The following is a 19,406-nucleotide window of genomic DNA, read 5'->3' as shown; positions in this document are numbered from 1 at the left end:
TCCTGCTGGCTGTCTGCCAGTGGGTTATTCATCATGGGCCTATCATATGCATATCTACTTTTTACAGCACAGTGATTATGGCACGCCCGCCCGTCTGGCCGACTGGCTGACCGGCATGGGCCATAGCTACAACATTTGCGCCCTGCATCGCGGCGAAGTTCCCCCGCGCCCGGAAGATGTTGACGGGTTGATTGTTCTGGGCGGCCCCATGGGTCCGCATGATGATGAAAGCCATCCCTGGCTCAAGCGAGAGCGCAAGCTGATCGATCGCCTGCTTAAAAGCAGCAAACCACTGATGGGTGTTGGGCTGGGAGCGGAACTGATCGCTGATGCGATGGGAGCCGTGGTATCACGGGCCCCCCGAGCGGAAATCGGCTGGCATGATATTACGCGCAGCGACGAGGCCGAGCTGGCCCTGCCTCCAGCCTTTTGCCTGTTTCAATGGCATACACGAATTTTCGGACTGCCGGATGACTGCGCGCCCATAGGCCACAGCGCCGCCTGCCCTGTTCAGGGCTTCAGCTGGGACGATAATCGGGTCATTGCCCTGCAAGGCCATATCGAGGCCACTCAAGCCTGGGCACAGGCACACTATGCCGCCCTTACCTTGCCGGAAGGCTTGTCCAGTCAGGACGAGGCTACCGCACTGGAGCAGCCTCGCCTCTTTGATCACCTTGCCCCGCTTCTGGACAGGATCATGGTGGCCTGGACCGAATCGGTCGACTGACCATCCGGCCCCTGCCATGCCTACAGGTGCATGCATGGCAGAGCCCCTTCCGGTTCCGTTATCCCATCACCCGCAATACCGGCTCGTTGTCACGGGCCGCGGTGCATTCGCCAAATGGCGTCAGGGTCAATCCGAATTCACGTCCCGCACGTTCAACATCATCATCCCAGGCCGGGTCTACCGCGATGAGCAGGCCGCCTGACGTCTGCGGATCACACAGCCACTGCCAGTGGGCATCATCCATGGGGTGAAGGGCCGACCCCAGCGCCTTGAAATTGCGTGCCGTGGACTCCGGAACAAGCCCCTGCCGACGGTATCCTTCTGCCACCCTGAGCCGGCCGATACGACTGAACTCGATACGGGCATGCACACCACTGCCATGACACATTTCATACAGATGGCCGGCCAGCCCGAACCCGGACACATCCGTCATGGCATTCACACCCTTGATCCGGGAAAGTGCCGCACCAATGACGTTGGGGCGTAGCATGGTCTCGGTAGCAAAGCCATGATGCTCCGGATCCAGCTTGCCCTTGCGACCGGCCTCGTTCAAAAGCCCCACGCCGATCGGCTTGGTCAGATAGAGCTTGTCACCAGGACGCGCACCGATATTGCGCTTCATGTGCTCAAGCGGCACCATCCCGCTGACTGCCAGCCCGAACATGGGCTCGCTGGTATCAATCGAGTGCCCACCCGCCAGTGCCACGCCCAGCTCACGACATACTGCCTGTGCACCGGCAACCACATCGCCCGCAGCACGAGCCGGTAATACATCGACCGGCCAACCCAGAATACCGAGTGCCATGAACGGCTTGCCACCCATGGCGAACACGTCACTCATGGCGTTGGTGGCAGCTACCCGCCCGAAATCGAAGGGATCATCCACCATGGGCATGAAAAAATCCGTGGTGGATATCAGCCCCTGACCATTACCAAGGTCATAGACAGCGGCGTCTTCGTGGTCCTGATTGCCAACAACCAGTCGGTTATTGATGGCACCCGGCCCCGCGTTGGCCAGAATGGAGTCGAGTACATCCGAGGCAACCTTGCAGTCGCTGCCGGCATGACGGCTGTACTGGGTCAAACGAATGGAAGTCATGGCACATCCCTGTATAAGCAATGGTTCAGAGCCGGGCAGGCCCTTTTACAATATATTCTGACGTCATAAACGATGATCATGGGCCGTGGCCGGTGATCGTACTTCGAGTCTAGCGCAGGGCGGTCGATTAGTGACCCTAGAGTGCATCAAGGGCCTGCATCAGTTTCTCGACAGCCACCACCTCCATGCCCTCGGGGGACTTTCTGGGTATATTCGCCCGCGGCGCAATGGCTCGTGTGAAGCCATGCTTGGCAGCTTCAATCAACCGTTCCTGACCACTGGGTACCGGACGAATCTCTCCAGAGAGCCCAACCTCACCAAATACCACCAGCTCCCGTGGCAGCGGCGTGTTGCGAAGGCTCGAGACAATGGCCAGCAGTACGGCAAGGTCTGCGCTGGTTTCAAGCACCTTGACCCCGCCGACCACATTGACGAAGACATCCTGATCACCGGTAAACAACCCGCCATGCCTGTGCAGCACCGCCAGCAGCATGGCCAGACGCTGGCCATCCATCCCCACGGCCACACGTCGCGGGTTGCCCAGCGAAGATTCGTCCAGCAGGGCCTGTACCTCGACCAGCAGTGGTCGGGTACCTTCCCATACCACCATGACGACGCTACCGGGCGCCTGCTCCTCCTGACGTGACAGAAAGATCGCACTGGGATTGGTCACTTCCTTCAGGCCGTGCTCAAGCATCGCAAATACGCCCAGCTCGTTGACGGCGCCAAACCGGTTCTTCTGGCCTCGCAAGGTCCGAAAGCGCGAATCGGTGTCCCCCTCCAGCAACAGTGACGCATCAATCATGTGTTCCAGCACCTTTGGGCCGGCCAGAGTGCCGTCCTTGGTAACATGCCCCACCAGCAACAGGACGGTATTGCTCTGCTTGGCAAAACGGGTCAGGGCCGCAGCAGATTCCCGTACCTGAGCCACACCACCCGGCGCCGATGCAATATCCTCCAGGTGCATGGTCTGGATGGAATCGATGATCAGTACTGCCGGCTGCTCCTTCTGCGCTGTAGCCAGCACGGTTTCGACACTGGTTTCACCCAGCATCCTGAGCCCCTGGGTAGGCAGTCTGAGACGGTTGGCACGCATGGCCACCTGGGAAAGGGACTCCTCGCCGGTGACGTACAGCACCTTTTTCTGTTGCGCCAGTGCACAGGCCACCTGCAGCAACAGGGTTGACTTGCCGGCACCGGGGCTACCGCCCAGCAGTACCGCCGACCCCGGCACCAGTCCGCCGCCAAGAACCCGATCAAACTCGCCGAACGTCGAGCTGAACCGGGGCACTTCCGTCAGGTCCACCTCGCCCAGGTCCGTGACACTGGGGGTTACCAGTCCGGCATAACCCTGGCGCGCAGTACTTCCACCTGCACTGCCACCACTGCCCGGTCGGGCCGGCGAGGAAAGGCGCACCTCGGTCAGGGTATTCCACTCCCGGCAGTTCGAGCACTGCCCCTGCCATTTGGAGTAGTCTGCGCCGCACTCGGTGCAGACAAAGGCACTTTTGGCTTTGGCCATTGCTGCTCTCTTGTCGTGTCTACCTGTCCGGGTCAAACCCGGCACATAAAAAAGGCGCCCATGGGCGCCTCCTGTTCAACGAGCCCGGCTTATGGCTGTTTTTTAAGCTGCAACGCCTGGCCATTTTCAAACCGGCGAAGCTGCGGGTCGATCAGTTCAAGCGTCTGCGGGTCGATGCGCTGGAAGTAATAGACCTGACCTTCACCATTGGGTGTCAGTTCATACACTGTTGCCTTGTCGTCCGCCGGCGTACCGGTCATGACATCCCAGTTGCCTTCGTAATGTTCTGCAGGCGGGTTCTGGGGATGATTGACGTACTCGGCTTCAAGCGTAAAGGTGCGATCTGCCGGCTGCGCCTGATCGGTACCGGTCAGGTCAACGGTCAGGTCGATGCCATCGCAGTTGCGGCACGGCAGCGTACCCTTGTATTCGGCAGTCTGAGCGGCCGGTTTCTGGCTGTCAGGTGCCTGGGAGCCTGAAGTAGCACACCCGGCGAGCGCGGCAGTCATTGCGACACCGGCCAGCAACGTCCTGATTTGCATGAACTCTCTCCTGCTGATTGGATTAACGGGCCGCAAGGCGACCGGTCGGCCCTACAGCATAGCGGCAAGTAGCATAACCAGGCCACCCCCTGGCACGGATGCGTCACATTTCAATGCAGGCTGTAACGCAGAACAGGATTAAAACGGCATATTCGCCAAATCTTTAGTCTCACGAGGTCGCTTTTACTACATTAAATGCCGTTGAAGGACACGCCACTCCTCCATACCCCCCTATGCTGACTCAGCCTCGCCGTATCTCGGCCGGGACTTATCACACAGAACAAGGAGTGCACGCCATGTCTTCACATGCCAATCGCGGAGTGGTTTACCGCGGCGCGGGCAAGGTCAATGTTGAGTCCATTCCCTTTCCCGAACTGGCCCTTGGCAATCGGCAATGCCATCACGGCGTCATCTTGAAGGTATTGACAACAAACATCTGTGGCAGCGATCAGCACATGGTTCGCGGCCGTACTACCGCCCCTGAAGGGCTGGTACTTGGGCACGAGATTACCGGCGAGGTTATCGAATGCGGGCGTGACGTCGAATTTGTCAAAAAGGGCGACATCGTTTCCGTACCGTTCAACGTGGCCTGCGGCCGCTGCCGTACCTGCAAGCGTGGCGATACGCATATCTGTCTGAATGTTAATGGCGATCGTGCCGGCGGTGCCTACGGCTACGTCGACATGGGGGGCTGGGTGGGTGGTCAGGCCGAATACGTCATGGTGCCCTATGCCGACTTCCAGCTGCTGGTGTTCCCGGACAAGGAACAGGCCATGGAGAAGATCCTTGACCTGACCATGCTGTCGGATATTTTCCCGACAGGCTTCCACGGCTGCTACATGGCCGGCGTTCGTCCTGGTTCAACGGTTTATATCGCCGGCGCAGGCCCGGTCGGTCTGGCAGCGGCCATGTCCGCACAACTGCTGGGCGCCTCCTGCGTCATCGTGGGCGACATGAACGAAAAACGCCTTGATCAGGCACGCAGCTTCGGTTGTGAAGGCCTCGATCTCAAGCAGGACGCCAGCATGTCCGAGCTGATCGAAGGCATCCTCGGCGTACCGGAAGTCGACTGTGCTGTCGATGCCGTAGGCTTTGAAGCCAACTGTCATGGGCATAACCACAGCCATGAACAGCCGGCAACAGTGCTTAATGCCACCATGGAAATCACGCAGCCGGGTGGCCAGGTCGGTATCCCGGGCCTTTATGTCACCGAAGATCCGGGCGCTTCCACGGAAGAAGCCAGACACGGCAACATCTCGATGAAGTTTGGTCTCGGCTGGGCCAAGGCCATGTCGTTCCACACGGGCCAGACGCCAGCCATGCGCTATCAGCGTCAGCTGATGCAGGCCATCCTGCGTGACCGTGCTCCCATCGGCAAGGCGGTCAACGTACAGACCATCTCGCTGGATGATGCACCCAAGGGCTATGCTGCCTTTGACGGCGGCGCGGCACAGAAGTTTGTCATCGACCCGCACGGCCAGCTTGCCTGAACCTGAGCTGCAGTACCGATGCATAATGAAAGGCGACACAGTGTGTCGCCTTTTTTCATTGTGGCGGAAAACGCAGGGCAACCGCACACTTGAGCAATATTTCCAGCAGGTAACGCCCGGAGCAAGGCACCCGGGACAGGCCCGGGTGCTCTTTTCATGCGAGGCGCTTACTCGATCAGGAATGGATAATCGGTATAGCCCTTCTCGGCACCGCCGTAGAAGGTCTCCGGATCCGGCTCGGTCAGCGACGCCTCGCGACGGAAGCGCTCCGGCAGATCCGGATTGGCGATGAACGGCCGACCAAAGACAGCAGCATCGGCGATGCCGCGCGTAATCGTATCGTCTGCCCGCTCGGCCGTGTAGTGACCGCAGAAGAACAATGCACCACGACTGAAACGATCCCGCATGGCCTGACGGAATTCATCGGTCAGATGGATATCATCACCCGCCCAGTCAGGCTCGTTGATGTGCAGATAGGCAATGCCACGACGATTGACCTCTTCCGCCATGTAAAACGCCATTTCTTCAGGCTGCTCGTCGGTCAGGCCGAATATCTCGATGAACGGCGACAGACGAATGCCAACGCGTCCCGGTCCGAAGACCTCACTGACCGCGTCCACAACCTCGAGAGGCAGACGCGCCCGGTTTTCGATGGAACCGCCGTACTGGTCAGTACGCTGATTCGAACCGGTGGCCATGAACTGCTGCAGCAGGTAAGCATTGGCAGCATGTACTTCGACCATATCAAACCCGGCCCGTTTGGCCCGTACGGCCGCCTGGCGGTACTCATCGATCAACGCGGGAATTTCATCCGTCTCGATCGCCCTGGGGGTACTGGCGGGCTCTCGGCCGGAAGAACCATCCTCGAATTCGATGAAGGCCTGAGCCCCCTCGCCACGCAGGGCACTGGGCGCCAGAGGTGCCTGATTATTCGGCTGCACACTGGTATGTGAAACGCGCCCCACGTGCCACAGCTGCATGGCAATCTGGCCACCCTTGGCATGTACTGCTTCCACCACGCCTTTCCAGCCTGCTTCCTGAGCATCGGTCCAGATGCCCGGGGTGTACACGTACCCGACAGCAGTCGGCGAAATGTTGGTCGCTTCACTGATGATCAACCCCGCGCCAGCGCGCTGACCATAATAGGTTTCCTGCAGCGGGCCCGGAATGGTATCCGGCGTACGTGCACGCGTCAGGGGCGCCATCAGCACCCGGTTGGACAGGGTCAGGTCACCCACCTGAACCGGAGTAAACAGTATATCGTGAGCCACGAGGCCTCCTTGCGTTCGAAAAGTCACTATCCCCAGCATGGTAGTAGTTAGCAGACTTATCAAATGCAGCCCTGCTCATATAACGTCATCGGCTGTCTGCACGTCACCATCCCTGCCGGATAGCCCTAGCGCAGCTGGCTATCCTTGCTGCCACGCCGATTGAATCCTGCCCGGTTCCGAGGGCGTTTATCAGCCGCTGTCTGGCAGTCGATACACAGCCGCACGCCGGGCACTGCTTCGCGGCGCGCCTGCGCGATGGGCTCCTCGCACTCCTCGCAATACTCCAGGCTCGGCCCACGCTGCTGCTCAAGGCGCTGCCTTGCCTCCTGCACGCCATCTTCGACCGTGCTGTCGATCTGGTCCTGTACGGCACCATCCCTTGCCCATCCTCCGGCCATGATCACACCCTCCTTCTTCCACCTGCATGATGGCTGTAATGACCATTCAGTCTAGACGACCCTGCCCGTAAGGTTGTCTCCCAGGGTATAGTTGAACAAAACAAGCCTGACTCATTTTTCGTCTCATCGACTATTGGAATTGCCATGCTCTTACTGGTTATCATTTTTGGCCTTATCGGCTACGCCTTCGGCGGCTTCTGGGGCCTGTTGATTGGCGGCCTGATCGGCGGTGCCATCGGACGCTACGTGCGACAGCGCCTGATCAAGGCCCGCCAGCAGATACAGGGCCGTTACCTTGATTCCACCTTTGCGGTCATGGGATGTCTTTGCCAGGCCGATGGCGAGGTCACCGATGGTGAACTGAGCGCCGTCGAAAAGCTCTTTGACCAGTTTCGCCTTCAGGGCGAGCAGCGCGCCCAGGCCAAAGCGTCCTTCGAGCGGGGCCGCGCCGATACCTTTGATCTCGACGCGGACCTGGCAGATATCAAGCGACTGACACAAAGCCAGCCGGTACTGCGGCAGGTCTTTCTGCAGGTGCAGCTGTCGGCCATTGCGGCTGACGGTGTCCTGCATCCCAACGAGCAGGAAATGATTCTGCGGGTCGCACGGGGAGTAGGCTGCAGCGATGCGGAAGTCCAGCAGATCGAAGCCATGCTGCATGGCGCCAGGGAGCAGTCCCCCGAAGCATCGGCGGAAGCGCTCAGGGATGCTTACCGTGTGCTGGGTGTGGAAGAGGATGCCAGTGACGCCGAGGTCAAGAAGGCCTATCGCCGGTTGATGAGCCAGAACCACCCGGACAAGCTGGCCGGCAAGGGGCTGCCGGACAGCATGCGTGAAGTCGCCCAGGCCCGTACCAGCGAAATCGGCAATGCCTACGAGCGCATCCGGACGGCCCGCGGCAACGATTGAGGCCGCGCCTTACCGCTCGCGCCCCGTCACCAGCATGTGCCGGAACTGATCCATGCCCACCGGCCGCTGCCCTGCGGCCGGAATCATGCCTGACGTCCAGCCCCATTCGGTCGCCTCATCCAGCAGCGCATTGCCTCGCGGGGCCAGGATATGCATGGGCACCTGCCGGGTCGCCCTGTCGCCGGTAATGATCGACGCCGGCTGATGGTCTCCCAGAACGATCACGACAGGATCGGTCTGCTGATACGCCGTCACAAAACTGCCAATGACCTGAAGGGTGTAATCGATTGATTCAAGATACTGAGCGCGTACCCGCTCCGGGTCCTGCCAGACCACGGCGGGCGGGTCGCCTGCGACTGCCTCATCATTGAACACCCGCCCCCGATCCAGCTGATCCCAGTTTCTGAGCGTGGGAATCGGCGTCCAGGGCGCATGGCTTGAAATCAACGCGGCTTCGAGCATGACCGGCACATCATCCCGGGCGGCCAGCTCACGCTGATAGACCGAGGCCAGCGTGAACTGATCCGGCATGGTGACCCAATTGAACGGCCGCCCCTCATAGCCCAGGCTTCTGGCGTCGTAAACCGTGTCATAGCCATAAAAATCCGCCTCTGGCCACGCTCTGGTATTGGCAGGCATGGCCGCTACAGTGCGCCAGCCGGCCCGGCCGAACAGCTGCGTCAATGTCAGACGTGAGGTGCCTGTCAGCCAGTTGTAACGCCGTTGGCTATTGATCCATAGCCCCGATAACAACGTGGAATGGGCCAGCCAGCTCTGCCCGCCTACCGTTGGCGACTCGAGCCAGCCACTGCGCGCCTCGTAGTTCACCCGCCCCAGTGAGTGCTCGATGACTTCAAGCCGCCCGCGCACCCTCGCCTGATAGCGCGGGTCATCAAGGGCGCTGCGCCCATAGGACTCCACGAACAGCAGCAGCACGTCTCGCCCCCGCAGACCGGTAAAAAGCCGTGCCCCCGGCTGGTCGTCCGGATCAGCCTGCGCCACGCGTGCCTTCAGCTCGGCCAGCCCTTCGAGGTTGCTCCGGGACTCCCTGACGTGTGCCACGATGCTCGCCGTGGTTGTCGCCGCCCACCCGTTACCACCCAGGCCACCGATGACCAGCACCAGCGCACTACATCCAAGGCTGGCCGCCAGGGCGCGACGCGGCCATCCGGCGCCCCCTCGTGCGGCTGCCTCGAACCCTCGACCCAGCACCACCAGAACAAGGATCAGCAGAACCAGCAGCAGCAGCAGACCTGCTCGGGCCCACCCCACTCCGACCGTATTGGATAATACGTTCCACCCCGGGCCGAGCAGGCGCCAGTCCGATACCGGATCAAAGGTGCGCCAGTAGGCACCAAGGGCCGCCATGTCTGCCAGCTTCATTACCAGCATCAGTGTAAAAAGAAGGGCCAGCCCCCAGGCCAGCATGCGCCGCCCGCGCGCCGGAACCAGAACAAGCAGCGCCAGTGCCACGCCAGGCTCGAACGGAGGTCGCCACCAGGCCCGGGGGCTGGTCAGTGCCTCGAATTGCCCGGGCAGCAGCACGATCAATACGGCCACCAGCAAGCCGGCCAGGGCAGAAATACTACGCAGCGATGGCATGACAATACTTCCATCCGACAGGGGAGATACCGAGCATAACCGTTACAACAGCACATGACTTGCACCGTCTGACGCACAGCGTCACTATGAAGCTCCCTGTCCTGTACGCATTCTTTCAACAAGCGAGTCATCATGAGCCAGTTCTGGAGCCCTGCCGTGCGGGCGCTGACACCTTATGTGCCCGGCGAACAGCCCCGCGAAAAGCTGATCAAGCTCAACACCAACGAAAATCCCTACCCGCCGGCCCCGGGCGTTGCCGAAGTGCTTCGCGAGTACGCCATCGACCGCCTGCGCCTGTACCCGGACCCTGGCGCTCATGCGCTGCGTGAAGCCATCGCACGCCACCATGACGTCGCCGTGGAACAGGTGTTTGTCGGCAATGGCTCCGATGAAGTGCTGGCACTGGCCTTCAAGGCCTTTTTCGAACGCGACGAAGCACTGGCCGTGCCGACGATCTCATACAGTTTCTACCCGGTATACTGCGACTTTTACGGTATCACCATGAACCGGCTGCCGCTGACCGAGGCCCTTGAGGTGGACCTTGATGCCTTCCCGACCGACTCGGGCGGCGTTGTCTTCGCGAACCCCAATGCCCCGACCGGCCACGCCCACTCCCGCGAGGCCATTGCCGGCCTGCTGGAACGCTATACCGAACGGGTGGTACTGGTGGATGAAGCCTATGTCGATTTCGGCGGAGAGTCAGTGGTTCCCCTGTTGGCCCGTTTTCCCAACCTGCTGGTTACCGGCACCTTTTCCAAGTCCCGTAGCCTCGCGGGTCTGCGGATCGGCTACGCCATCGGTTCACCCGAGCTGATCGACGGACTGAACCGGGTCAAGGACTCGTTCAATTCCTACCCCCTCGACAGCATCGCCATTGCCGCCGGGGTGGCTGCCATGCAGGATGACGAGCATTTCCGTGCCTGCTGCAACGCCGTGATCGCGACCCGGGAGCGCACCCGTGCCGCCCTTGAACAGGCTGATATTCAAGTACTGCCCTCCTGCACCAATTTCCTGTTCGTGCGACCACGCAGTATCGACGCAGAAGCGCTCTTTACCGGCCTGCGTGAGCGCGGCATCCTGGTCCGTTTTTTCGATAAACCCTCACTGAATCAGTTCCTGCGGATCTCGATTGGTACCGACGATGAAATGGATCAATTGATCGATGCGATTTACGTCATGACAGGAGTCAATGCATGAGCCTGGGCTTGAAAGGCATTCACCATGTTGCGCTGATCACCGCCGACTACCCTGCGGCCAGGGCGTTTTACCTGGAGATCATGGGCGGTGAGGTAATCGAGGAGACCTATCGCGAGGCGCGAGACAGCTACAAGCTTGATGTGCGCCTGCCGGGTAACGTGCAACTGGAGCTGTTTTCATTTCCATCACCGCCGGCCCGGGTCGATCAGCCGGAAGCCTGTGGGCTGCGCCACCTGGCCTTTGCTGTCGCCGATATCGAAGGTGCCATCGCGCATCTGACGCACCATGGCGTCGCCACGGAGCCGGTACGTATCGATGAGCTGACGCACCAGCGCTTTACCTTCTTCAAGGACCCGGACGGCACGCCGCTGGAACTGTATGAAGTGACCGCCGACACACCGCCCATTCTGTAGTGGCATACCCTGAAAGCGCCCCTAGGGGCGCTTTTTAACCATTACAGGCTGGCCATGGCCACGATCACACTCAGCGCCAGCACCGGCCCGGCGACAGCCACCACGAAAATGTCCAGATAGGACTTGCCATGCGTCATGCCGCAGATGGCCAGCAACGTGACAACGGCCCCGTTATGCGGCAGGGCATCCAGCCCACCGGTGGCCACCGCGGTTACCCGATGGAGCACCTCGGGGGCAATCCCGGCAGCCTGGCCCAGCTCCATGTAACGTGCGCCCAGTGTTTCCAGCGCAATACTCATGCCGCCGGAGGCCGAGCCGGTAATCCCCGCCAGCAGATTGATTGACACTGACAGGGAAATCAGCGGATTGCCCGGTGCCATGGAGAGGATCATTTCCCTGAGTACGGCAAAGGCCGGCAGGGCAGCCATGACCGCACCAAACCCGACCAGGGACGCCGTATTGAAAATCGGCAGCATCGCATCCTGTGCCCCGGGGCCCAGCGACGCGCCCAGTGAGCGAAGATGGCGCAGATTCAGTACAATCACCGTCAGGCAGGCCAGAAACAGGGAGGCAATGATCGACCATACCCCGATCACATCCTCGGGGCGGGCCGCCCCCCAGGCGGGCGTTGCCAGCCAGGCATAATCGCGTCCGGGCAATATCAGCTTTGACAGCACCAGGTTCGCCGCCAGCACCACAATGATCGGTGCCAGCGCCTTCCATAACGGCGGCCGCAGGCCCTCCTCCTCGCTTTCCTGTACCGTCTCCTCCGCCGCCAGGCTGTCTGCAAACCCTTCCTGGTGACGATGCGCGACTGCAGCCCGCCGCTTGAGCCAGACATATCCCACGGCCATCATGATCAGCGATGCCACCAGCCCAAGCCAGGGCGCAGCAAAGGCCGTCGTTCCGAAATAAGGCATCGGAATGGCATTTTGAATCGCCGGCGTGCCCGGCAAGGCCGTCATCGTAAAGGTAAAGGCCCCCAGCGCAATTGCCCCGGGGATCAGTCGCGCAGGAATATCCGCGGCCTTGAACAGCGCTCGCGCGATCGGGAATACCGCAAACGCCACCACAAACAGGGACACCCCGCCATAGGTCAGCACGGCGCAGCACACCACGATAGCCAGAATCGCATGTCGCTCACCCAGCCGATTGACAGTCCAGTAGCCGATACTTCTGGCGGCGCCGGAAAACTCCATCAGCTTGCCGAACAATGCCCCCAGCAAAAACAGCGGAAAATACGCCACCACAAAGCGTCCCATCGACACCATGAAGATCTGGGTATAGCTGCCCAGCATCGGCAACCCGCTGATACCTGCGGCAATCACCGCCAGCAGCGGGGCCAGAATCAGGAGCGACACGCCGCGCCAGGCCAGATAGATCAATAATCCCAGAGTAATAACAATCAGAAGAATACCCGCCATGATGACTCCTTTTGGCCTGTCCACTGACACCCCGAGACAACAGTATCCCGTGGGCATGGGACGTTAATTTAGACCAAATTAATACAAGCGCATCATGATGGCTTTGGCAAAAACGATACGGCTCGTTCATCTCGAACAGGGTGGTCCAGCACCTCGCTGATGACAGGGCCTGTTAACCAGACAGACAACAGCCCGTTGCCACCGCATGTTGACCGAGCAGATTATCGTGCCCTCGCGGGGCGGTGCCGGTATCAACGGCAGACAGGCCAACCATGGCATATCGCGATGACGTGGAATGACGTGCGCCACTTTCCAGGGCCCGGAAACTGAAAAAGCGCCCCGAGGGGCGCTTATTGCAACATCACCATCATTCAAGTCAGGCCAGTCTGGCCGCCGTTTCCGCGACCAGCTTGCCCTGATAGCGGGCAATCGCCAGCTCTCGATCATCCGGCTGACGAGAGCCGTCACCGCCGGCCAGGGTAGTCGCACCGTAGGGCGTACCACCACTGACCTGTGAAATATCAAACAGCTCGTCGGTGCCGTAACCGATCGGCACCAGCACCATCCCGTGGTGGGCAAGGGTCGGCCAGAAGGTAGTAATGGTCTGCTCTTCACCACCGCCCGTGCCGGTCGAGGCGAACACACTGCCAACCTTGCCGAACAGCGCCTTGCTCGCCCACAGCCCGCCGGTCTGGTCCAGAAAGGTACGCATCTGACCGGCCATGTTGCCAAAGCGGGTCGGAGTACCGAAGATGATGGCGTCATGATCGGCCAGTTCCTGCGGCGTAGCCTCCGGGTGAGCGTAGTCAGTCAGACCGCCCGCATTTTTGACGGCTTCCTCGCTCATCGTTTCCGGCACACGCTTGATGGTCACCTCGGCGCCGGCGCTGCGCGCCCCCTCGGCCACGGCCTCGGCCATGGTTTGAATGTGTCCATACATTGAATAATAAAGCACCAGTACCTTGGCCATTACGTCCTCCTGATTACACGCAAAAATCCTGATTCCTGTTGAGCGTAGAACGGTTACTGCGTGTACAAAAACGAAATAATTCCACGCTACGCATCGATTTTTTGAATGCGATACCGAGCTCAGGCCATGGCAATGTCCGGTGCGCCCGTGGCGGTTTCTCCCAATGGGCGTTCAAGGGACACCGTGGCACCGAACTCACGACGCTGGCCCGGCTCAAGTGCCAGGGCAGTGCGCCACTCTTCCCGGTTGAACGCATCCGGCATGAACTCGTTCGGCTCGATGGCCAGTGACTTGCGCGGCCGGTACGTCAGCGGATCGCCGGTAAACAGATGCACCACGCCATGCTCCTGACGAACCACCACGGCATAATCCACGCCAGGAGCGCTCAGTTCGGACACGACACCATCCCCCACCACCGCTGGCGACACGGTATAGCACTGATCCACCACCTGCCCCTCCAGCTGCAGCGGCATCGGAGGCGCCGGATCAAAGGCCTGCTCTCCAGGCAGTGGAATCAACTCATCGTTGGTGACCACGGTCTGACTGGCCGGCAACCTGACACTGCAGGCATCAAGCTTGCCTCCCGGCGGCAGAAAGTACGGGTGCCAGCCCAGCCCGACGGGAGCGACCTCCTGGCCGACATTGGTTGCTGCCAGTGACCAGTCGAGCCGGTTCTCGGCGAGGGTCAGGGTGAGTTCAAGCAACAGGGGAAACGGATACCCGGGCAGGCAGCTTTCGGTCAGCGACAGCGCCCAGCACAGCTCCGCGTGCACGTCATCAGCCTCCTGATGTTCAAGGGTCCAGGGAAGCTGCCAGGCGATGCCATGCAGAGCGTGCTTGCCCTCGTCATGAGGCAGGCGATGAGTGGTGCCGTTCCATCCGTAATGGGCACCGGCGATCCGGTTGGAAAAGGGAGCCAGTACCGCACTTCGCGCGCCATCACCGCTGTCGAACTCCTCGTCACTGGCATAGCCGTCGATGACGGATTCCAGCCGCCCTTCCGGGGTGCGCAACACGAGTTCGGTCAGCGTCGCCCCCCGGGCCGACTGTACCAGCCGACATGCCCCGTCCTGATCGCGAACCTCAACGGCCGGTGCGCCGTGGCGTGTTTTCTGCGTAATCACAAATCCCATGATGCTCTCCCTTGCCGGACGGCAGGTCTACGCTGCGTCCTGTGACTGTGCCAGACTGTTCTTATAGTAGAAGCCTGGCGCCACTTGCCCACCCTTGATCACGCGGTACCGATAACGAGGACATCATGCCCATCCATATGCTGGTTGTTACCCCGCTGTCCCGGCATCATCGCCAACAGCTCGCCGATGCCGATATCATCCTGCACCTCGCCCGCACGAACGAGGACCGGGAGACGCTGATCGCCACGCAGAGCGAGCATATTACAGCCGTGCTGACGATTGGCACGATCGGCTTCACCGCCGAGGAAATGGACCGTTTACCCCATTTGACACTGATCTGCGCGCAGGGGGTGGGGTTTGAAAACATTGATGTTGAGGCGGCGCGCGCCCGCCATATTGCCGTCACCCATGGCCCGGGGACCAATGCAGGCACCGTGGCGGATCACACATTCGGGCTGATGCTGGCCAGTCTGCGCCGGATAGTGCAAAGCGACAGGGCCGTCCGCGAAGGGCGCTGGGACGAGGTCAGGCGAAGCCTGCCGGCCCTGCATGACAAGACCCTGGGGATTCTGGGCATGGGCAACGTCGGCCAGGCCATTGCCCACCGGGCCTGGCACGGGTTTGACATGCCGGTGCGCTATTACAGCCGGCACGCCCGCACCGACCTGCCCTACACCCACGACAGCGACCCCCTGGCACTGGCACAGGGGGTCGATATCCTGGTGGCCGCCCTGCCCGGCGGATCAGCCACGCGGCACATGGTCAACCGCGAGATGATGGACGCCCTCGGCCCCAAAGGGCTACTGATCAACATCGGGCGCGGCAGCGTGGTTGATACAGCGGCGCTGATCGATGCCCTGCATCACAACACGCTCGGGCAGGCGGCACTGGATGTGCTGGAAGATGAACCGGAAGTACCCGCAGAGCTTTCAGCACTGACAGAGCAAGTGATCCTCACCCCGCATACCGCCGGCCTCTCGCCCAGTGCCATCGACGCCACCATCGCGCTGGTCATTGAAAATGTCAGCGCCATCCGCCGCGGTGACGCGCCGGTTACGCCCGTGCCTCTTGTATGAATCGGAGTCACTACCCACTCTTTCCACGGAATGGATGACGACTGTGCAACGGTAAATATTGATCAGTTCAGAAGGTCAGGCAGTGCAGCGGCCTGGCACTTGGCCTCGACGCCGGGGCCAGGTGCAGATTGGTCAGCATCACGGTTTTCCAGCGCTTTCTGACGCCTGTGTGCGGCGTGACGCTCAGTGCGGCTCCGGCACACCGATACGATGGTCCAGCCACTCAACGATGATATGAGGCACGGTCAGGCAGGCAAGGCCGATGAACGTCATCTTCAACAGTGGAGAGGCCACACTGTAGTGCGCCATGATGGCGTAGCCGATACTGGCGGCAATCCAGGTCACGATCACGACCGGGCCAGCCATCCACAAGGCCTGACGGGCAGAGCGAATCCCCAGCTCCCGACGAATTTCGCGCAAGTGAATCGGGCTGTGGCACGCACAGAAGTAGCAGGCAAAGTACAGTAACGGGTTGAACAGCCAGCCCGCCCCCAGCAGTAACACCAGGCTTGCCAGTACAGCGCGCTGCTTCAGCAGTCGGGGCAGGGCCATAAGCATGAGTGCCAGTGCACCCCAGAAGACCCACGGCGCTACCTGCAGAAAGGGCGCGGGGTCGTCGATGGCCAGTGCCTGAATGATGCCCGACACCGCCTCGGGTCGTGCATGAAACGGGGTGGCAATGACCAGCGCCCCCCAGGCCAACCGGGGCGCCATGGGCAATGCGCCACGCCAGTCCGTCCCGAAATGACAGGCCGAAATCAGCAGGAAAAGCCACAGCCCGAGGGCGGGCGCTGCAATCCAGCCGGCCATCAGCGTCATGGACAGGCTGATATACAACAGCAGAAACAGCAGTAATGCCGGCAGGGGACGGCGGCAGTACTGCTTCAGCAGGCCGCCACGCAGGATTCGCTGGCCCAGCAGGTGATCAAAGGCCCCGTGAGGCAAGCCGAGCACCGCGACACCGACAACCAGCACCGTCATACCCATACCGGACGAGGCGCCGGTCAGGTGAGTGGCAAGCAGGAGAGCAGCCCCCAGCGCAAACCGGTAAAAGGTACGCCTGGCATCCATGTCACTGGCGTTCATGACCTGTCTCCATAACAGGAGGGGCGGCCATCAGCCGCCCCGGACCAGCCACTACGCCTGCTTGCGTGCAGCGCCCAGTGCCACGAACCCGAACCCGACCTTCGCGGTCACGTCCAGCACCAGATAGAGCCAGCTCTCGACAGCCGTGGAGATAACGTTGAACCCGGATGACCCGATCAGCCACACGATCGGATAGCAGATCCAGAGTACGGTCAGCATGGTCGCCAGCGTCTTGAAGGCACCAGGATTGGGGCCATTGACCGCTTCTGCAGCCAGGGGCTTCCAGATCAGTCCCAGCACGACGAAAAACGCCACCATGCTGATGACCCACCAGTAATAGTTGTACGGCGCGGTGGACAGGTTGCCGACCAGCCCCGTGATGATCATGTACACATCAGCGGCAATCAGTGCACACACCAGGGTTCTGAGGCGCGACAGGGCATCGGTCGCCATCATGGCCAGACTGACCAGCAGGATCGGCGTCGTGATGACCCAGTCGGTATAGCGCGCAAAAAAGACGTCCCGTCCATTGTAGGCAATGTCGCCCTGGCCGAGTGCCATCGCGAAATAGCTGGCAAACGCCACAAACACAATGGTCATTGCTGCCACGCCATGGTGTTTCTGTTTTGGCGATAGCCCCCGACTCATCTGCCAGAATGCCAGGCCACCGGCCAGCATCGCGATCCAGCCGATGATGAAGGAAAATTGTACTGATGAGGACATGTCTGCACTCCTTTGCCTATGCTCTCAAGTCATTGGTTGAACCTGGCAACCCGCTGCCAGCGCGCCTCTTCCTTTCATGGAACTTAACGCAAGGGCAAGCCTAGTACAGTCATTTCATGTTCTGCCAGAAATCGCTAAAAAAGATTTTTCTTCTCCCTGTCATGCCCTGGAGCGCGTGAAGCGTCGGCACATTCCCCTTTACTTAATTTCCACTTAACAGCCTGAACCCCATATCTCCAGCCAATGAAAGTTATGTTATAAAATAACAAAATCAACATTGAAGGATGCCTCATGCACCGCCCGCCTCCCCTGTCTCTGCTGTGCCGACTGCTACTGGTCCCCCTCCTGCTTGCCGCCCTTCCAGCCAGTGCCGACGATGACCGGCTGGACGTGGTCGCGCCCTGGGAAATCAACAGCCTTGACCCGGTTCAGTCCGGCCTCATTCTGGGGCGAATGCAGGTGGCTGAAACCCTGATCGACAGTGATGATACCGGTGCGCTCGTGCCAGGCCTTGCGACCCGGTGGCAAAGCCCGGATGCCACTCACTGGCACCTGACCCTGCGGCAGGGAGTGCATTTTCATGACGGCACACCCATGACTCCGAAAAGCGTCGCAGCCTCGCTCGAACGAACCCTGGACCGCCCGGGTGTTCTGGCTCAGGCCGATATCCTGGAGGTCACTCCGACCGACCAGGGCGTGGATCTGGTACTGGCACAGCCCTTTGCCGCACTGCCGGCCCTGTTAAGCCATTATTCCACCCAGATCCTGGCGCCGGCTGCCTATGATAATGACGGCCAGGTGACCCGCATCATCGCCACCGGGCCCTATCAGGTCACTCAACTGGCACTGCCCCAACGACTGGACAGTACCCGCTTCGAAGCGTACTGGGGCAAGGCACCCGCCATTGCCACCACCCGCTACCTGGCCGCACCTCGCAGCGAAACACGCACGCTGATGGCGCAAAGTGGTGATGCCGATCTGGTGTTCACCCTCGATCCGGTCAGCCTGGCACGGCTTCGCATGACACCCGGCCTTGCCCTTTTTGCCGAGCCGATTCCCCGGACGGTGGCTCTGAAACTCAATGCGACTCATCCGGGGCTTGATACACCGGCCTTGCGCCACGCCATCAGTCTGGGCATTGACCGTGACGGCATTGCGCAAGGGATTCTGCGCCGCAGTGACGCCGCAGCACATCAGTTGCTTCCCCCCAGCATGGCACGCTGGCACCTGTCAGACCGCGCTCCGGAAGCCCGCAACCTCGACAGGGCCCGTCAGCTACTGGCCTCTGAGGGCTGGACCCCCGGTCCGGACGGTATCCTTTCCCGAAACGGCACGCGTCTGGCCCTTACCCTGACCACCTTTGCCGACCGCCCTGAACTGCCCGTCATTGCCACGGCCCTGCAGGCGCAGCTCCGGGAGCTGGGCATGGATGTTCAGGTCAATGTCGGCAATGCCAGCGAAATTCCCGCCAGCCATCAGGACGGCTCGCTGAATATGGCACTTCTGGGACGCAATTACGGCCTGGTGCCGGACCCACTGCCGACCCTGATGCAGGATTTCGGTCCGACAGGCGGTGACTGGGGGGCAATGAACTGGTCCAGCCCGGCCCTTCAGGACATCTTCACAGAGCTGACACGCCACACTGACCCGGCCCGCCGTGATGCCCTGGCACAACAGGCTGCTACCCTGCTGGCGGACGAGCGTCCGGTCATTCCGGTGGTGTCCTACATGCAGACCCTGGCAGCCAGTTCCCGGCTTGAAGGGGTGTCTCTCGACCCGTTCGAGCGCAGCTACCGGCTCGCTGACATGCGCTGGGGAGACTGA

18 protein-coding genes are annotated in these 19,406 nt (G+C 60.9%); 7 read left to right on the top strand and 11 right to left on the bottom strand.

The genetic code is table 11. The features are described from left to right. Positions 1–46: 46 nt before the first annotated feature. A complete protein-coding gene (locus NAT21_RS11170) occupies positions 47–727 on the top strand; it encodes a type 1 glutamine amidotransferase (protein ID WP_250938441.1) in 681 nt (226 codons plus the stop codon). 58 nt (positions 728–785) lie between these two features. Here NAT21_RS11170 and selD read toward each other — a convergent pair whose 3' ends face one another. The 3 genes from selD to NAT21_RS11155 all read right to left on the bottom strand — a co-directional run bounded on the left by selD (position 786) and on the right by NAT21_RS11155 (position 3,890). Beyond that, complete coding sequence (gene selD, locus NAT21_RS11165) at positions 786–1,826, bottom strand: selenide, water dikinase SelD (RefSeq protein WP_250938439.1); 1,041 nt, start codon at positions 1,824–1,826, stop codon at positions 786–788. A 136-nt stretch (positions 1,827–1,962) separates the two neighbouring features. After that, the gene (radA, locus tag NAT21_RS11160) at positions 1,963–3,348 is read right to left on the bottom strand and encodes a DNA repair protein RadA (RefSeq protein ID WP_250938437.1); all 1,386 of its coding nucleotides are present in this window, start codon (positions 3,346–3,348) and stop codon (positions 1,963–1,965) included. Positions 3,349–3,437: 89 nt separating this feature from the next. Continuing rightward, positions 3,438–3,890 (bottom strand): copper resistance protein NlpE N-terminal domain-containing protein, encoded by a 453-nt coding sequence (locus NAT21_RS11155; protein ID WP_250938436.1) that lies wholly within the window; start codon positions 3,888–3,890, stop codon positions 3,438–3,440. A gap of 296 nt (positions 3,891–4,186) precedes the next feature. On the opposite strand from NAT21_RS11155, the gene fdhA reads away from it, so the two are divergent. Further along, the gene (gene fdhA / locus NAT21_RS11150; protein WP_250938435.1) at positions 4,187–5,380 is read left to right on the top strand and encodes a formaldehyde dehydrogenase, glutathione-independent; all 1,194 of its coding nucleotides are present in this window, start codon (positions 4,187–4,189) and stop codon (positions 5,378–5,380) included. Between the two features lie 167 nt (positions 5,381–5,547). On the opposite strand, the gene NAT21_RS11145 is transcribed toward fdhA, so the two are convergent. Both NAT21_RS11145 and NAT21_RS11140 read right to left on the bottom strand, forming a co-directional pair. After that, positions 5,548–6,651 (bottom strand): alkene reductase, encoded by a 1,104-nt coding sequence (locus NAT21_RS11145; RefSeq protein WP_250938434.1) that lies wholly within the window; start codon positions 6,649–6,651, stop codon positions 5,548–5,550. A gap of 125 nt (positions 6,652–6,776) precedes the next feature. Next, positions 6,777–7,049 (bottom strand): DksA/TraR family C4-type zinc finger protein, encoded by a 273-nt coding sequence (locus tag NAT21_RS11140; RefSeq protein WP_250938433.1) that lies wholly within the window; start codon positions 7,047–7,049, stop codon positions 6,777–6,779. 144 nt (positions 7,050–7,193) lie between these two features. Between NAT21_RS11140 and djlA the strand changes: the two genes are divergently transcribed. After that, positions 7,194–7,958: a co-chaperone DjlA gene (gene djlA, locus NAT21_RS11135; protein ID WP_250938432.1), complete on the top strand. Its 765-nt coding sequence runs from the start codon at positions 7,194–7,196 to the stop codon at positions 7,956–7,958. A 9-nt stretch (positions 7,959–7,967) separates the two neighbouring features. Here the strand turns inward: djlA and NAT21_RS11130 are convergent, their stop codons facing one another. Then, positions 7,968–9,560, bottom strand: a complete 1,593-nt coding sequence (locus NAT21_RS11130) for a sulfatase-like hydrolase/transferase (RefSeq protein WP_250938431.1) — start codon at positions 9,558–9,560, stop codon at positions 7,968–7,970. 132 nt (positions 9,561–9,692) lie between these two features. Here NAT21_RS11130 and hisC point away from each other — a divergent pair, with 132 nt between their 5' ends. Both hisC and gloA2 read left to right on the top strand, forming a co-directional pair. After that, entirely contained in the window at positions 9,693–10,757 is a 1,065-nt protein-coding gene (hisC, locus tag NAT21_RS11125; protein WP_250938430.1) for a histidinol-phosphate transaminase, read from the top strand. Beyond that, complete coding sequence (gene gloA2, locus NAT21_RS11120) at positions 10,754–11,170, top strand: SMU1112c/YaeR family gloxylase I-like metalloprotein (RefSeq protein WP_250938429.1); 417 nt, start codon at positions 10,754–10,756, stop codon at positions 11,168–11,170. Before hisC ends, gloA2 begins: the two co-directional genes overlap by 4 nt. A 41-nt stretch (positions 11,171–11,211) precedes the next feature. Here the strand turns inward: gloA2 and NAT21_RS11115 are convergent, their stop codons facing one another. The 3 genes from NAT21_RS11115 to NAT21_RS11105 all read right to left on the bottom strand — a co-directional run bounded on the left by NAT21_RS11115 (position 11,212) and on the right by NAT21_RS11105 (position 14,697). After that, the gene (locus tag NAT21_RS11115; protein WP_250938427.1) at positions 11,212–12,594 is read right to left on the bottom strand and encodes a GntP family permease; all 1,383 of its coding nucleotides are present in this window, start codon (positions 12,592–12,594) and stop codon (positions 11,212–11,214) included. A gap of 376 nt (positions 12,595–12,970) precedes the next feature. Continuing rightward, positions 12,971–13,564 (bottom strand): NAD(P)H:quinone oxidoreductase, encoded by a 594-nt coding sequence (gene wrbA, locus NAT21_RS11110; protein WP_250938425.1) that lies wholly within the window; start codon positions 13,562–13,564, stop codon positions 12,971–12,973. Positions 13,565–13,683: 119 nt separating this feature from the next. After that, positions 13,684–14,697: an aldose 1-epimerase gene (locus NAT21_RS11105; RefSeq protein WP_250938423.1), complete on the bottom strand. Its 1,014-nt coding sequence runs from the start codon at positions 14,695–14,697 to the stop codon at positions 13,684–13,686. Positions 14,698–14,822: 125 nt separating this feature from the next. Here NAT21_RS11105 and NAT21_RS11100 point away from each other — a divergent pair, with 125 nt between their 5' ends. Beyond that, positions 14,823–15,773, top strand: a complete 951-nt coding sequence (locus tag NAT21_RS11100) for a 2-hydroxyacid dehydrogenase (RefSeq protein WP_250938422.1) — start codon at positions 14,823–14,825, stop codon at positions 15,771–15,773. Positions 15,774–15,956: 183 nt separating this feature from the next. On the opposite strand, the gene NAT21_RS11095 is transcribed toward NAT21_RS11100, so the two are convergent. Both NAT21_RS11095 and NAT21_RS11090 read right to left on the bottom strand, forming a co-directional pair. Then, a complete protein-coding gene (locus NAT21_RS11095) occupies positions 15,957–16,859 on the bottom strand; it encodes a Brp/Blh family beta-carotene 15,15'-dioxygenase (RefSeq protein ID WP_250938420.1) in 903 nt (300 codons plus the stop codon). Between the two features lie 51 nt (positions 16,860–16,910). Next, positions 16,911–17,582, bottom strand: coding sequence for a bacteriorhodopsin (locus NAT21_RS11090; RefSeq protein WP_250938418.1), 672 nt, complete (start codon positions 17,580–17,582; stop codon positions 16,911–16,913). Positions 17,583–17,873: 291 nt separating this feature from the next. Here NAT21_RS11090 and NAT21_RS11085 point away from each other — a divergent pair, with 291 nt between their 5' ends. After that, entirely contained in the window at positions 17,874–19,406 is a 1,533-nt protein-coding gene (locus NAT21_RS11085) for an ABC transporter substrate-binding protein (protein WP_250938415.1), read from the top strand.

It is taken from the genome of Larsenimonas rhizosphaerae, assembly GCF_023700005.1.
Classification (GTDB): Bacteria; Pseudomonadota; Gammaproteobacteria; order Pseudomonadales; family Halomonadaceae; genus Larsenimonas; species Larsenimonas rhizosphaerae.
Note: the sequence above shows the minus strand (reverse complement) of the source record. Positions and strands in the feature narration are given on the sequence as shown.